The sequence below is a fragment of the Winogradskyella sp. genome (assembly GCF_045105575.1).
Lineage (GTDB): Bacteria > Bacteroidota > Bacteroidia > Flavobacteriales > Flavobacteriaceae > Winogradskyella.
Genome location: NZ_JBGCDQ010000011.1, coordinates 53051 through 68228 on the forward strand (window position 1 = coordinate 53051; position 15178 = coordinate 68228).

Here is a 15178-nt window from a genome sequence, read left to right on the forward strand (position 1 = left end):
CAAATTGTAATAAAATAATAAGATGAAATTAAAAAGCTTTTTATGTATCGGAATAGGTCTGTTAGCCGCAAATGCAATGTTTGCTCAAGCTAATGTCCTAAACGCAAAAATACCAGAAGAAATTGGTATGAAAACTGAAGCGCAGTTACTCCTAGATAACGATAAGCCTTTAGAATATGGATATGTTGGTGATAGAGATATCTTATTTTCTAAAATGACTTGGGAAAAGATTGTTTTAGACGAGCGTGCTAACTTTCCTTTGTATTTTCCTATTGAAGAAAATTTAGGTGATGACCGACAGTCATTGTATAAAGTTTTGATGAATAATATCAACGATGGTACCATACCTAAAGTCTATGCGGATTCGTATTTTACTGAAGAACGTACTATGGAAGATTTAGCCCCTTCATTAAAAAAGGAGGAGATTACTGATGAAGGAATTGAATGGATGAATGCAGAAGGTGTTTCAGATACATCTAAAGTACCAGAAGAATTTGTGATTCGTCGTGAAATTGGTGCAGCAGATATCAATTCTTACCTAGTAAAAGGATTGTGGTATTTTGATAAGCGTCAAGGTGAATTAAAGTATCGTATCTTAGGTATTGCACCAGCAGCACCAGATGTGAACTTTATAGATTCTGATGATGAATCTAATAAAGAACCAATTGGTTTGTTTTGGGTATTTTATCCTGAATTAAGAGATATTCTTCATGAAGCAAAGGCTTTTAACAACAAGAATAGTGCAGTGCCATTATCATTCGATCATTTATTAAATAGCAGACGTTTTAGTAGTGTTATTTATAAAGAAGAAAATGTTTATGGTGATAGAGAGGTAAAAGAATATGTTGCCGAAAATGCATTAATGCAATTGCTTGAGTCAGAACGTATCAAAGATAAAATCAGAAACTTTGAACAAGATATGTGGAGCTACTAGTTAGCCTCTAACATAAAATATATAAACGCTCACTTTTTAAGTGGGCGTTTTTTTTGTATGAAACACTCTATGTGCATGTTTGTTGTCAATAAATAGTTACTACTTTTGTTTTAATGAAAAACGTAGATTATATCATTGTAGGTTGTGGGTTAGCAAGTATTGCTTTTTGTGAGCAATTAAGAGCCAACCATAAATCATTTGTAGTCTTTGATGATGCCTCTCAAAAATCATCTATTGTTGCAGCGGGACTTTATAATCCTGTCATATTAAAACGATTTTCAGAAGTTTGGAAAGCAAAAGAGCAACTGACATTAGCATTACCAGTCTATGCTAAAATTGAAAAAGAATTAGATATTAAGGTAGACTATAAACTCAGAATCCTAAGACGTTTCACCTCAATAGAAGAACAAAACAAATGGTTTACAGCTTCCGATAAACCCAATCTCGAACCGTTTATTTCTACAAAGCTTATTAAAAACACCAATTTACATATTGATGCAGCTTTCCAATTTGGTGAAGTCCTGCACGCAGGTCGTGTAGATACCGAAATGCTAATAACCAATTATAAACAGTTTTTAAAGCAGCAGGATTGGTTAGAGGAATCTACTTTTGAGCATCATAAGATGCAATTCAATAATGACGCTGTAGGTTATAACAACTATCATGGGAAGCAGGTGATATTCGCAGAAGGTTTTGGTGTAAAACACAATCCATTTTTTAATGATATTCCGCTCAATGGTTCTAAAGGAGAAATACTTACGATTGAAGCACCAGATTTAAAAATTGATTACGCTATAAAATCTTCGGTGTTTGTGATTCCACTTGGTAACGGTTTGTATAACGTTGGGTCCACCTACAACAATGACGATAAATCAAACACACCTACTGATAAGGCAAAGGAAGAGTTACTCACAAAGGTGAAAACCTTCATAAAATGCGATTTTAAAGTAGTAAAGCATGTGGCTGGTGTTAGACCGACAACAAAAGACCGACGACCTTTAGTCGGAAGACACGAGGAACACCAAAATCTTTATGTTTTAAATGGTTTAGGTACAAGAGGAGTAATGATTGCACCTTATGTGGCCAATGCATTATTTCAATTCATAGAAAACAACAAAGCTTTGAATTCTGAGATTGATATTGTTAGGTTTCGTTAGTTTGGAGTTCAGAGTTCACTCTTGGAAAATACATATTCAAATTGATAGCGCTTAGTAGATTATTACTTATGGAAATTGATAATTAATGAGCTACTGTTTGGTTGAGCGCAGTCGAAACCTACAAAAAACACATCAATAGTTCTCGACTGCGCTCGAACAGACAACAATTAATAATTCAATTATTATATAATCAATTAATTACTATTAAATATTAGTAGGTATTTAACTACTGACCTCTGCAACTTGATCTTCAACATTAAAAATTCCTTTTGAACCATTAACTTACAAAGACAAAATTACTTTTTCAAAGCAGTCTTATCAAAACTGATAAAAAGGTTAATCCAAATATTTCGTGAGAGACGCATTATGATTGGTACAAATCCAATAATTGTAATTATAATAGCAATAAATGCGGTAATGAGTGACGATTCAAAAATAACATTACTAATAATAAAAGCAGCAACAGCAAAGGCAATACCTACACCATAACTCACATACATTGAGCCGTAAAAGAAAGAGGGTTCCATTTGGTATTTGGTTTGGCAATGCGAGCAACGTTCGTGCATTTTAAAAATATCCGATAATTTATAAGGATTTTTCTCAACATACATAGATTCTTGATGGCATTTTGGACATGCACCAAACAAAATACTATAAAGTTTCATTCCTTTTCTAATCATAACTAAAAACCTTTACTTTTACATTTTTTAAAACACTACAAAGATAAATTTTTATAAGTCCACGTATTGTAACAATTGTAACGTTTATTACAATTAGAATATTCAAATAAGCTATGCTAAATATCCATAATCTATCCATATCATTTCAAGGAGAATATCTTTTTGAAGAAATTACATTTAAGCTGGGTCTTGGAGATCGCATTGGTTTAATTGGTAAAAATGGAGCCGGTAAATCAACCATGCTCAAAATTTTATCTAAAGAGCAAGAAGCGGATACTGGACAAATTGCAGCTGATAAAGATTTAAGAATAGGGTTTTTAAAACAAGACATTGATTTCGATTTTGGTAAAACAGTTTTAGAAGAATCTTACGAAGCGTTCAAGGAAATAAAAGAGTGCGAGAGCAAGTTAGAACAGATTAATATTCAACTAGCTGAGCGTACCGATTACGAAAGTGAATCGTACAACCAGTTGATGATAGATCTTAACGAGGTGCAACATCAATACGAAATTCTTGGTGGTTACAATTACCAAGGCGAAACCGAAAAGATCTTGCAAGGTCTTGGTTTTAAACGTGAAGATTTCGATAAGCTCACAGATACTTTTTCTGGTGGCTGGCGCATGCGAATAGAATTAGCAAAGTTATTACTTCAAAATAACGATTTATTATTATTAGATGAGCCAACCAATCACTTAGATATTGAGTCCATTATTTGGCTAGAAGGGTTTTTGAAGACTATTAGCGGAGCCGTGGTTATTGTCTCTCACGATAAAATGTTTTTAGACAATGTTACCAATCGGACTATAGAAATCTCATTAGGTCGCATTTACGATTACAATAAGCCATACACCCAGTTTTTAGCGCTGCGTAAAGAAATGAAGATTCAGCAATTGGCAGCTCAAAAGAATCAAGAAAAGCAGATTCAACAAACTGAGAAGTTGATTGAAAAGTTCAGAGCGAAAGCCTCTAAAGCAACCATGGCGCAATCACTAATTAAAAAATTAGATAAGATTGATCGCATCGAAGTTGATGAAGATGATAATAGCGTTATGTCGTTAAACTTTCCGGTATCTGTAACACCAGGTAAAGTGGTAGTAGAAATGGATAACGTGTCTAAATCTTATGGTGATTTACAAGTCTTACATAACGTTAATTTATCAGTACCTAGAGATATAAAAACAGCCTTTGTAGGGCAGAATGGTCAAGGAAAATCAACATTAGCCAAGATTATTGTTGGTGAAATTGAGCACCAAGGGAAACTCACTTTGGGTCATAATGTGCAGATTGGTTATTTTGCGCAAAACCAAGCCGAATATTTAGACGGAAGCAAAACCGTTTTAGATACCATGATTGATGCGGCTAATGAGACTAACCGAAGTAAAGTAAGAGATATTTTAGGTTCATTTTTATTTAGAGGTAGTGAAGCTGAAAAATATGTGCGCGTACTTTCTGGTGGTGAACGTAACCGTTTAGCTTTAGCTAAATTGTTGTTACAACCTTTAAATGTCCTTATTATGGATGAGCCAACTAATCACTTAGATATTAAGTCGAAAAATGTTTTAAAAGAAGCTCTAAAACGTTTTGAAGGCACTTTAATTTTAGTGTCTCACGATAGAGATTTTTTACAAGGTTTAACAGACACCGTTTACGAATTTAAAGACCAGAATATTAGAGAGTATTTAGGTGATATCGATTTTTACTTGGACCAGCGTAATCTAGAAAACTTAAGAGAAGCCGAAAAACGAACGGTTGTTGCAAACAAACCAAAGGAAAGTAATAAACAGAGTTACGACGACCAAAAGAAAGTAAAATCTTTGAATAACAAATTGAGTAATGTTGAATCTAAAATTAACCAATTAGAAAAAGACATTAAAGCTGATGATGTAAAATTGGCAACAGATTATGACAAAACAGCATCTGATCCTAAGTTTTTTGATGCTTATCAAAAGAAAAAGAAATCATTAGAGCAATTAATGAAAGATTGGGAAGCAGCCCAAGAGCAGTTAGACGCTATCAATAATTAAGATTTTTTTAACGTGTTACTACATCTATATAGATAGCTTTGCACTTTATTGATCTCCACATTTATGTTAAGAAAAGTCATTCTATCTATTATAGGGATAGCATTGGTGATAGCTGCGTTTTTATACACGAAACATCTTATTGCTAATAAGAATAAACCTAAGCCAGTTCCAGCAAAAGTTGTTAAAACGGTATTTGTAGATACCGTAAAAAATACAACAATACCAATTGTAATAGCTGCTAGTGGTAACTTGGTTGCTAAACGTAGGGTAGAACTTTACTCAGAAGTTCAAGGGATATTTAGACCTTCAAGCATCTTATTTAAACCAGGTCAAACCTATAAAAAGGGGCAATCATTAATTAGAATTGATGCTTCAGAATTTTACGCCAGCGTGCAATCGGCAAAGAGCAGTCTTTATAATGACATCGCTGCAATGATGCCAGATTTACAACTCGATTTCCCTGAGGTTTTTAGCAAATGGAAAACCTATCTTTCAAACTATAATTTAGAGAAAACAACACCTAAGTTACCTCAGATGACTTCCGAAAAGGAAAACTTTTTTATTACAGGACGCGGCATTGTTTCAAGCTATTACAACGTTAAGAACTTAGAAGAGCGTTTATCTAAATATTACATCAATGCACCATTTTCTGGAATTTTAACCGAAGCCTTAGTAAGTGAAGGTGCTTTGATTAGAAATGGACAAAAGCTTGGTGAATTTATTGATACATCCATTTACGAAATTGAAGTCGCCATCTCTAAAAGCTATGCCTCGTTTTTAAAAGTAGGTGAAACAGTTACACTTAATACCTTAGACGGAATAGACACTTATACTGGTAAAGTAACACGTGTCAATGGTAATGTAGATCTTACCACGCAGACCATTACCGCATTTATTGAACTGAAGCATCCAGATTTAAGGGAAGGGGTTTATCTTGAAGCACAATTAGATGCTAAAGACGAGCCAAATGCGATAGAAATTGATCGTAATTTATTGTCAGATAGCAATACCATATTTGTTTTAAAAGATAGTATTTTAGATGCTATACCTGCAAAACCCATTTTTTTTACAGACACTAAAGTGGTCTTAAAGGATGTTGCAGATGGTACAATAATGATTTCTAAACCAGTACCTGGTGCTTATGCTGGCATGTTAGTTAAACCATATAGTAATACTAAAGCGAATAAGTAATATGAGAAAAATTATCTCGTTTTTTATTCGATATCATATTGCCGTTAATATCGTCATTGGTGCATTTTTTGTGTTTGGCTTATTAGGTTATAACAGTTTAAAATCAAGTTTTTTTCCTTTAGTAGAATCAAAAATTATTAATGTTAGTATTACCTATCCTGGTGCTTCACCTCAAGAAATTGAAGAAGGTATTGTGCTTCAAATTGAAGATAATTTAAAAGGATTACGTGGAGTAGATCGGGTCACTTCGGTTTCTAGAGAGAACAGCGGTACAATTACTATAGAAATTGAAAAAGGAGAAAACATAGATTTTATGCTTCTCGAAGTTAAGAACGCTGTAGATCGTGTACCAAGTTACCCAACTGGTATGGAGCCGCTTATTGTGGCTAAGCGCGAAGAAGTACGGCAAACCATAAGTTTTGCGGTTAGCGGTAAAGCGATTCCGTTGGTAACGTTAAAAGAAATTGGTCGCCAAGTAGAAAATGACTTACGAGGTATTGATGGTATTTCGCAGGTTGAAGTTTCTGGTTATCCGCAAGAAGAAATCGAAATTGCTGTTAATGAAAATAACTTATTAGCTTACGATATTACCTTTACAGATGTAGCGCTTGCTGTTGGGCAGTCTAATATTTTAGTTACAGGCGGAAACGTAAAAACCGATGCTGAAGAATATTTAATTAGAGCTAATAACCGTTCTTATTATGGTAACGATTTATCTAATGTTATTGTTAAAGCAACACCAGAAGGAAAAATTGTTAGGCTGAAAGACGTTGCCATTATAAGAGATCGTTTTTCTGAAACACCAAATGCCACCTATTTCAATAAAGAATTATCAGTTGATATTACGGTCACAAGTACTAATAATGAAGATTTAGTCAGTTCAGCTCAAAAAGTAAAAGACTATATCGAAGATTACAACCAAAAGTACAATAATGTGCAGTTAAATGTGGTGCGCGATTTGTCTATTACATTAGAGCAACGGACGCAATTGTTGTTAGAAAATGCAGCGGTTGGTATTCTTTTAGTACTCATCTTTTTATCCATCTTTTTAAATACACGTTTAGCCTTTTGGGTGGCTTTTGGCTTGCCTATTTCGTTTTTAGGCATGTTTATATTTGCAGGTCAGTTTGATGTTACAATCAACGTGTTATCACTCTTTGGAATGATTATCGTTATTGGTATTCTCGTGGATGATGGTATTGTTATTGCCGAAAATATCTATCAACACTACGAGCGTGGTAAAAGTCCTTTTGATGCTGCAGTTGATGGAGTGATGGAAGTTATTCCACCTGTAGTTTCAGCAATAATAACGACACTTTTAGCTTTTTCTACATTCTTGTTTTTAGACAGTAGAATTGGTGAATTTTTTAGTGAAGTTTCGGTCATCGTTATTTTAACTTTAACAGTGTCTTTAGTTGAGGCGTTAATCATTTTACCTGCGCATTTAGCACACTCTAAAGCATTGAGAGCTAAAAAGGAAAAAGAAGAAAATCTTACAGGTGTAAAAAAGTTCTTTTCTAAAATGCGATACATCAATAAGTTTGGTGATCGTGTTATGAGTTTTTTAAGGGACAAATTATACACACCAGTTTTAAGGTTTGTATTAGAATTTAAACTCTTAGCTTTAGGTATATTTTTAGCCTTATTGGTGTTTACGTTTGGTGCGGTTGGTGGCGGAATTATAAGTGTAACCTTATTTCCTAGAATTGCTAGTGATCAGATATCGATAGCATTAGATATGCCAAATGGCACTAATGTAAAAATTACAGATTCTATTATCTCAATGATAGAGGATAAAGCCGAAATTGTAAACCAAGAATTTTCAGATAAATATTTAAGCGGAACGGATAAGTTGTTGTTTGAAAATACCATAAGAACGGTTAATAGCTCCTCGAGTGCGTCTTTACGAATTAACATGCTTCCAGGAGAAGAACGTCCAGATGTTATCAGTTCAATTTTAGTAGCTAATCGATTGCGCGAATTAGTTGGACCAGTTGTTGGCACGGAACGTTTAATATTTGGGTCTGGTGGAAATTTTGGAGGCAGTCCTATTTCGGTGTCACTATTAGGAAATAATATAAACGAATTAAAAGCTGCTAAAACCGAATTAAAGGAGATTATGGAAGCAGATCCTGCTTTAAAGGACGTTGAGGATAATGATCCTGCTGGTATCAAAGAAATCCGATTAGAACTAAAGCAAAGTGCTTATTTATTGGGTCTCGATTTACGAACTGTAATGAGTCAAGTACGTGCAGGTTTCTTTGGTGTGCAAGCTCAGCGTTTTCAGCGTGGACAAGACGAAATTAGAGTTTGGGTACGTTACGATAGAAATAATAGAAGTTCTATAAACGATCTTGATGAAATGCGAATTGTAACACCAACAGGCACAAGAGTCAACCTCAGAGATATTGCAGATTATAGTATTGCACGAGGCGATGTGGCTATTAATCATTTAGAAGGTCGAAGAGAAATTCAGATTTCGGCAGACATGAAAGATGCCAATGCCAGTAATACGGATATTATGGAAGATTTACGATTGAATGTCATTCCGGAATTACAATCTAAATACCCAACAATTTCTGCTTCCTTTGAAGGTCAAAATAGAGAAAAGGAGAAATTGAGCAGCTCTTTGAGTTCGGCAGGTTTAATCATCTTATTATTAATCTATACAACCATCGCCTTCACATTTAGAAGTTACAGTCAACCCTTATTGTTGATACTGTTAATTCCATTCAGTTTAACAGCGGTGGCTTGGGGACATTTTTGGTTAGGTTTTCCACTTAATATTCTGTCATTGCTCGGTATTATTGCTTTAATCGGAATTATGGTGAATGATGGATTGGTATTGATAGGTAAATTTAATTCGAACTTAAAAGAAGGTATGACATTTGATTTGGCCTTGTCAGAAGCCGGAAAATCAAGATTCAGAGCCATATTTTTAACCTCACTAACTACCATTGCAGGTTTGGCACCGTTACTATTAGAAAAAAGTAGACAAGCTCAATTTTTAAAACCAATGGCGATCAGTATTACATTTGGTATTGCATATGCAACCATATTAACCTTGTTAGTGTTGCCTTTATTTTTATCCATTAGTAATAATATAAAAGTAGGAGCGAAGTGGTTGGCTACAGGGAATAAAATTTCGAAAGAAGAAGTAGAACGTGCTATAAAAGAACAAAATGAAGGTGAAGACTCAAAGGTTTCTAGTTTAACAACAACTACAAAGTTAAAAACGGACGCTTATTCTGTAAGAAGAAAGTCGAATCGAGCACCATATAATAGGAGGTAATGAAAACGTATAAATTCATAGTATTAGTCAGTCTTTTGATTATTTCAATCACCAGTTTTGCTCAAGAAGTGGTAACTAAAGAACGAGCTGTTGCTCTTGCTTTAGAAAATAACTTTGGAATCTTAATAGCGTCTAACAACCTAAAAATTTCAGAAAATAATAAAAACATACTCAACTCTCGTTATTTACCAACCGTTACTGGTAATGCTGGCGGATCAATAGATAGACAAAATACCGAAGGTCAGTTAGCAAATGGCGATGTAAGACTTGCAGAAGGAGCAGAAACGAGACGTTACAATGCCTCAATAAATCTTAATTATACGCTGTTTGATGGTTTAGGACGCTATTACGATTACAAACGTTTAAAAGAAGAATACAATTTATCTGAATTACAAGCTCGCGAAACCATCGAGAATACAATTACCCAACTGCTTACTGTATATTATGATGTGGCGCGACAAAGTGAAAATCTTAAATCTTTAGAAGAAACGCTCAAAATTTCAAAAGATCGACTCACACGTTCCGAATATCAGTTTGAGTTTGGACAAAATACAAAGTTAGATGTACTTAACGCAGAGGTTGATATTAACAACGACAGTATAAATATTATCAATGCCAAGCAGCGTTTAATAAATGCTAAACGCGATTTAAATGTGGTTACTGGCAATAGCATTTCTAATACGTTTGCGGTAGACACCACAGTGGCATTTTTAATGCAGCCTAATAAAGATGATTTGCTTAACTCAATTTACGCAAATAACGTAACGCTCATACAAAATGAAAAAAATATTGCCATTAATGAGTTCACTATTAAGGCAAATAAATCTGGGTATCTGCCGAGCATTGGTTTAACTGGTTCTTATGGTTGGAACGAGTCTGCAAATAATAGTCCGCTGGCCTTTGTGCTTCAAAATACCAATACTGGCGTTTCCGGTGGTATTAATCTTACTTGGAATTTGTTTGATGGTGGCACTACTATAACACGTGTAAAAAATGCAAGACTCAATTTAGAAAACCAAAAATTACAAAAGACACAGTTAGAACTCGATATTACGCGTAATTTTAATAATGCTTGGGACAATTATCAAAACATGCTTTTAATATATAATGTTCAAGAAGATAATATAAAAACCGCTAAAAATAATTTTAACCGTACGCAGGAAAAATTCAAACTAGGGCAAGTTACGTCTATTGAATTTAGGCAAGCACAGCTCAATTTGCTTACAGCAGAGTTAGCTCGAAATCAGGCTAAGTATGACGCTAAACTAGCTGAAGTTATTGCACTTCAAATTAGTGGTGAGTTGTTAAATGTTGAATTTTAAATCTCAGAAATGGAAGAACAATTTTTTCAATGTCCTTATTGTTGGGAGCAAATTTCGATGTTAATTGATGTATCTCAAACCTATCAAAGTTATATTGAAGATTGTGAAATATGTTGTAATCCTATTCAAATTACAGCGCACACGGAACAACAGGAGATTACAGGTTTTCAAGCTGAAAATATTGAACAATAGAATAATTTCTTAAAAATTATAAGCTTAACTTGTTATAGTTTAGTGTATTTCATCGAAAAAAGTTGCTGTTAAGTGGTATTATGCCTATATTTGAAATGTTATTGTGTCCCTCCACAGAAATCTACTAGTTATGAAGACACTTAAGATAACATTATTTCTCTGCTTAGTTTCAGTATTTTCGTTTGCCCAAGTTTCTCAAAATCAAAAAATAGCATTGCTAGATTTGTATGAGGCAACAGGTGGTGAGTCATGGAATCAGTCATGGGATTTAGAGCAATCAGTTTCTGAATGGTACGGACTCACATTAGAAAATGATAATGTGGTAGCCATAAACCTTAGTTTTAATAGCTTAACGGGAAGTCTTCCTGAATCAATTTCTAATTTAACACACTTAAAAGTTCTTAATTTATCTTTCAATAAGTTAGAAGGTCAATTACCAAATTCTTTGGTAGATATGATTAGTTTGGAAGAAATTAAATTATTCTCGAATAGCTTAAATGGTGCCATACCAAAAAATATTGGAGCATTAACAAATCTGAAGTCTTTAGAATTATTTAATAATGATCTTTTCGGTGAGATTCCAGCATCAATAGGAAACTTAAGTAAACTTGAAAATCTAAATTTGAGCAGTAATTTGCTGATGGGTAAATTGCCTGCAAGCATGGCGAATTTAAAATCTTTGAAAATACTAAGCCTTTTTGATAATAATTTGATGGGAACAATTCCAAAATCAATAGGGCAACTGCAACAGCTTGAAGAATTAGTATTATCTAATAATGCGTTTTATGGTACTTTGCCTGGTGTATTGGTGGAGTTACAAGGCTTAAAAACGCTATTATTAAGTAACAATCAATTTAAAGGAAACTATGCTGTATTAAAAGACGTACTTCCTCATATTGTTGATTTTGATTTAGATGCAGCCAATATGGAGGGTACGCTAGCTACTTTAGATGACGAAGATTAGTTAACCTATAAATTTTTAATACATTAGAAATAACGTTCAAAATTTTGAACGTTATTTTTTTGTTTTAATGCTTGCAATAATTAAAAAGCGTTGTATATTTGCAGTCCTAAAATGATTGAGTCGGCATTATGAACCGAGTGTTTGAAAAACATAAGTCATTTTAAAATCAAAAATCGCGGGATAGAGCAGTAGGTAGCTCGTCGGGCTCATAACCCGAAGGTCACTGGTTCGAGTCCAGTTCCCGCTACTAGTAATATCAAGCCTTTCAAGAAATTGAAAGGCTTTTTTATTTCAATGGGTACAGAATAGGTACAGAATAAGACCACTTATCTTATACCTAATAGTATTTGATTTAGATTAATTTCATTTAGTATTTTAAATTGACATTGAAGTTATTATTATTATTATTATCAAAAATCACATTTTTTGAATAATACAAAGATCACTTCAGCTAAATTCCTGTTAACTAAATCTTTCTATTTTAAAATTTTGTAACTTCGTTATCAGTATGAAACAAGTATTCCATAAAATAATGTCTTTGGCAATGGCTTTTGTAGTGTTACTCTCTACAATGTCATTTACGCTTAGTATGCATTATTGTGGGGATACTTTGGTAGAAACTTCTATGTTCCATAAAGCAGAAGGATGCGGAATGGAAATGGAACAATCTTCAACTGAAGGTTGTTCTATTACAAAAAAGAACTGTTGTAATGATGAACAATTGATAGTTGATGGTCAAGACGAACTACAACTGCAAGTTGACAAAATTTCTTTTGAGCAACAAGTATTCATCGCTTCATTTGTTTACACTTATATTAACCTTTCTGAAGTTTTAGATAACAATGTATCTTCTTTTGAAGAATACGAACCACCACTCGTCATAAGGCAACTCTACAAGATTGACGAGACTTATTTAATTTGATTTTTAAACAATAGACTGTTTTATCCTATAACTTTATAATGTCATAAGGATAATTTGCTGTATTCGGTGTTTTCCTAACGCCAATGTCTAACTGTTTAATAATCAAAGCTAATGCTAAATAAAAGCATCAAATTTTTAATAGAAAACAAACTCGTAGCAGTTCTGTTACTCGTCCTTTTTGTTGGATGGGGAACTGTAAACGCGCCTTTTAATTGGGATATAGGATTTTTACCAAGCAACCCTGTAGCGGTAGATGCCATTGCAGATATTGGAGAAAATCAACAAATTGTATTCACAAAGTGGGATGGTCGTTCGCCATAAGATATAGAAGACCAAATCACTTATCCTTTAACTACTTCTTTACTTGGTATTCCAGGGGTAAAAACCATTCGTAGTTCTTCTATGTTTGGGTTTTCAAGTATCTATATCATTTTTGTAGAAGATATAGAATTCTATTGGAGTCGCAGTCGCATCCTCGAAAAACTCAATTCATTACCAAGTGGATTATTACCAGAAGGTGTTAATCCTGCATTAGGACCAGATGCCACAGGTTTAGGACAAATATTTTGGTACACGCTTGAAGGTCGAGATGAAAACGGAAATGTTACTGGTGGTTGGGATTTACACGAATTGCGTAGCATTCAAGATTACTATGTAAAATATGCTTTATCTACTGCAAGTGGTGTTTCTGAAGTCGCTTCCATTGGTGGTTATGTTCAGGAGTATCAAGTTGATGTTAATCCAGAGCTAATGCGTCAATATAACATTGGTTTAAACCAAGTTGTAAAAGTGGTTAAAAGTAGTAATCAAGATATTGGTGCGCAGACTTTAGAAATTAATCAAGCTGAATATTTAGTGCGTGGTTTAGGTTATGTAAAATTTGTTGAAGATATTGAAAATGCTGTAGTAACTTCAGAAGATTTTACTTCAATTAAGATTAAAGACATAGGTAAAGTATCATTAGGTCCAGCAACACGAAGAGGTATATTAGACAAAGAAGGTGCTGAAGTCGTTGGTGGTGTTGTAGTTGCACGATATGGTGCTAATCCAATGGAAGTCATTACCAATGTAAAAGCCCAAATTGAGGAACTGAAAGGTGGATTACCAACAAAAGTATTGGCAGATGGACGAATATCTCAATTGACAGTCATTCCTTTCTATGACCGTACCGAGCTTATTGAAGAAACATTAGACACCCTTAATGAAGCATTGACACTAGAAATATTAATTACCATTTTGGTTATTATTGTTATGGTTTTCAATTTAAGAGCTTCTATTTTAATTTCTGGATTGTTGCCTGTTGCAGTATTAATGGTATTTGTTGCCATGAAACTGTTTAACGTAGATGCCAATATTGTAGCACTTTCCGGTATTGCTATTGCTATTGGAACTATGGTAGATGTTGGCGTCATTTTCGCATAGAATATGATTCGCCATCTCGATGATGAAAAATTACGGCTACAAGAAGATGGTACAGAGTTAACTACAAATGAAGTGGTTTATAATGCTACTGCCGAAGTTTCTGGAGCGATTTTAACTGCGGTATTAACTACAATTATTAGCTTTGTTCCTGTATTTACAATGATTGGTGCAGAAGGAAAACTGTTTAGACCTTTAGCATTTACCAAAACGATGGCGTTATCGGCATCTTTGGTTATTGCTTTATTTCTAATCCCACCATTCGCACCTTATTTATTCAGAAAAACATCACTTAAAAGTTCATTTAAGCATATTATAAATGGTGCTTTAATAGTTGCTGGAATCGCAATTATGGTTATTGGTTAGGGATTATTTTAATTGCTTTTGGTATTACAGGTTTACTCGGAGTTTTGGGTAAACTAAATAAGAAAAACAGCAATCTTGTAAATATTATTATTTCATGTACTACCATTATATTTTTACTTGCCGAATATTGGAGACCATTAGGCTTTGACAGAAGTATTGTAGTAAACTTAATTTTTGTAGCGACTATTTGCTTCGGAATTTTAGGAATATTTTCAATTTTACGACGGTATTATGGACAAATTTTAAATTGGGCTCTAGCAAACAAGTTATTGTTTTTAATTATTCCAGCAACTGTGCTAATTTCTGGAGGATGGATTATGAACAATACAGGAAAAGAATTTATGCCATCTTTAAACGAAGGCTCTTTTCTATTAATGCCAACCTCATTACCACATTCAGGTGTTGCCGAAAATAAACGTGTTCTTCAGCAATTAGATATGGCTGTAGCCACCATTCCAGAAATTGAAAAAGTAGTTGTAATGACTATAGATCAGTTAAGTGCAGAAGGGATGAAAGATATGGGTAAAGTTATGGGTGTTGTTTCTAAGGAATTAGCTGGTCAAGCAGATGGAAAGACCATATCTACTATTGTAAAATCGAAGTTGTCTTAGTTTAGAAATTACTGCTTAGACACAAATATGGCCTCGTAGTTCAACTGGATAGAATATCAGATTTCGGCTCTGAGGGTTGGAGGTTCGAATCCTCTCGAGGTCAC

12 protein-coding genes, 2 tRNA genes and 1 pseudogene are annotated in these 15178 nt (G+C 33.9%); 14 read left to right on the forward strand and 1 reads right to left on the reverse strand.

Going from position 1 to position 15178, the window contains the following annotated elements; all coding sequences use genetic code 11:
• The first annotated feature begins 22 nt into the window (after positions 1 to 22).
• A complete protein-coding gene (gene gldN, locus AB8B52_RS03500; RefSeq protein WP_406025297.1) occupies positions 23 to 934 on the forward strand; it encodes a gliding motility protein GldN in 912 nt (303 codons plus the stop codon).
• 113 nt (positions 935 to 1047) lie between these two features.
• Complete coding sequence (locus AB8B52_RS03505; protein WP_406025299.1) at positions 1048 to 2091, forward strand: NAD(P)/FAD-dependent oxidoreductase; 1044 nt, start codon at positions 1048 to 1050, stop codon at positions 2089 to 2091.
• A 296-nt stretch (positions 2092 to 2387) separates the two neighbouring features.
• On the opposite strand, the gene AB8B52_RS03510 is transcribed toward AB8B52_RS03505, so the two are convergent.
• Positions 2388 to 2771, reverse strand: a complete 384-nt coding sequence (locus AB8B52_RS03510; protein WP_406025301.1) for a DUF983 domain-containing protein — start codon at positions 2769 to 2771, stop codon at positions 2388 to 2390.
• Between the two features lie 113 nt (positions 2772 to 2884).
• Here AB8B52_RS03510 and AB8B52_RS03515 point away from each other — a divergent pair, with 113 nt between their 5' ends.
• The 12 genes and pseudogenes from AB8B52_RS03515 to AB8B52_RS03570 all read left to right on the forward strand — a co-directional run bounded on the left by AB8B52_RS03515 (position 2885) and on the right by AB8B52_RS03570 (position 15177).
• Positions 2885 to 4795: an ABC-F family ATP-binding cassette domain-containing protein gene (locus AB8B52_RS03515; RefSeq protein ID WP_406025303.1), complete on the forward strand. Its 1911-nt coding sequence runs from the start codon at positions 2885 to 2887 to the stop codon at positions 4793 to 4795.
• Between the two features lie 63 nt (positions 4796 to 4858).
• A complete protein-coding gene (locus AB8B52_RS03520) occupies positions 4859 to 5986 on the forward strand; it encodes an efflux RND transporter periplasmic adaptor subunit (RefSeq protein ID WP_406025305.1) in 1128 nt (375 codons plus the stop codon).
• A 1-nt stretch (position 5987) separates the two neighbouring features.
• Positions 5988 to 9278, forward strand: coding sequence for an efflux RND transporter permease subunit (locus AB8B52_RS03525; protein ID WP_406025307.1), 3291 nt, complete (start codon positions 5988 to 5990; stop codon positions 9276 to 9278).
• Positions 9278 to 10600, forward strand: coding sequence for a TolC family protein (locus tag AB8B52_RS03530; protein ID WP_406025309.1), 1323 nt, complete (start codon positions 9278 to 9280; stop codon positions 10598 to 10600). The genes AB8B52_RS03525 and AB8B52_RS03530 overlap by 1 nt, the downstream gene beginning before the upstream one ends.
• A gap of 9 nt (positions 10601 to 10609) precedes the next feature.
• Positions 10610 to 10792 carry a CPXCG motif-containing cysteine-rich protein gene (locus tag AB8B52_RS03535; protein ID WP_406025310.1) on the forward strand — a complete coding sequence of 61 codons (183 nt, stop codon included), beginning with the start codon at positions 10610 to 10612 and terminating at the stop codon, positions 10790 to 10792.
• A 130-nt stretch (positions 10793 to 10922) separates the two neighbouring features.
• Entirely contained in the window at positions 10923 to 11756 is an 834-nt protein-coding gene (locus AB8B52_RS03540; RefSeq protein ID WP_406025312.1) for a Two component regulator three Y domain protein, read from the forward strand.
• A 174-nt stretch (positions 11757 to 11930) separates the two neighbouring features.
• A tRNA-Met gene (locus tag AB8B52_RS03545) sits at positions 11931 to 12003 on the forward strand.
• Between the two features lie 261 nt (positions 12004 to 12264).
• Positions 12265 to 12678 carry an HYC_CC_PP family protein gene (locus AB8B52_RS03550; RefSeq protein ID WP_406025314.1) on the forward strand — a complete coding sequence of 138 codons (414 nt, stop codon included), beginning with the start codon at positions 12265 to 12267 and terminating at the stop codon, positions 12676 to 12678.
• A 111-nt stretch (positions 12679 to 12789) separates the two neighbouring features.
• Complete coding sequence (locus tag AB8B52_RS03555; protein WP_406025315.1) at positions 12790 to 12999, forward strand: hypothetical protein; 210 nt, start codon at positions 12790 to 12792, stop codon at positions 12997 to 12999.
• A 48-nt stretch (positions 13000 to 13047) separates the two neighbouring features.
• Positions 13048 to 14463: pseudogene (locus AB8B52_RS03560) on the forward strand (efflux RND transporter permease subunit).
• 44 nt (positions 14464 to 14507) lie between these two features.
• A complete protein-coding gene (locus AB8B52_RS03565) occupies positions 14508 to 15074 on the forward strand; it encodes a GatB/YqeY domain-containing protein (protein WP_406025317.1) in 567 nt (188 codons plus the stop codon).
• Positions 15075 to 15103: 29 nt separating this feature from the next.
• Positions 15104 to 15177: transfer RNA gene (locus AB8B52_RS03570), tRNA-Arg, on the forward strand.
• Position 15178 lies beyond the last annotated feature (1 nt).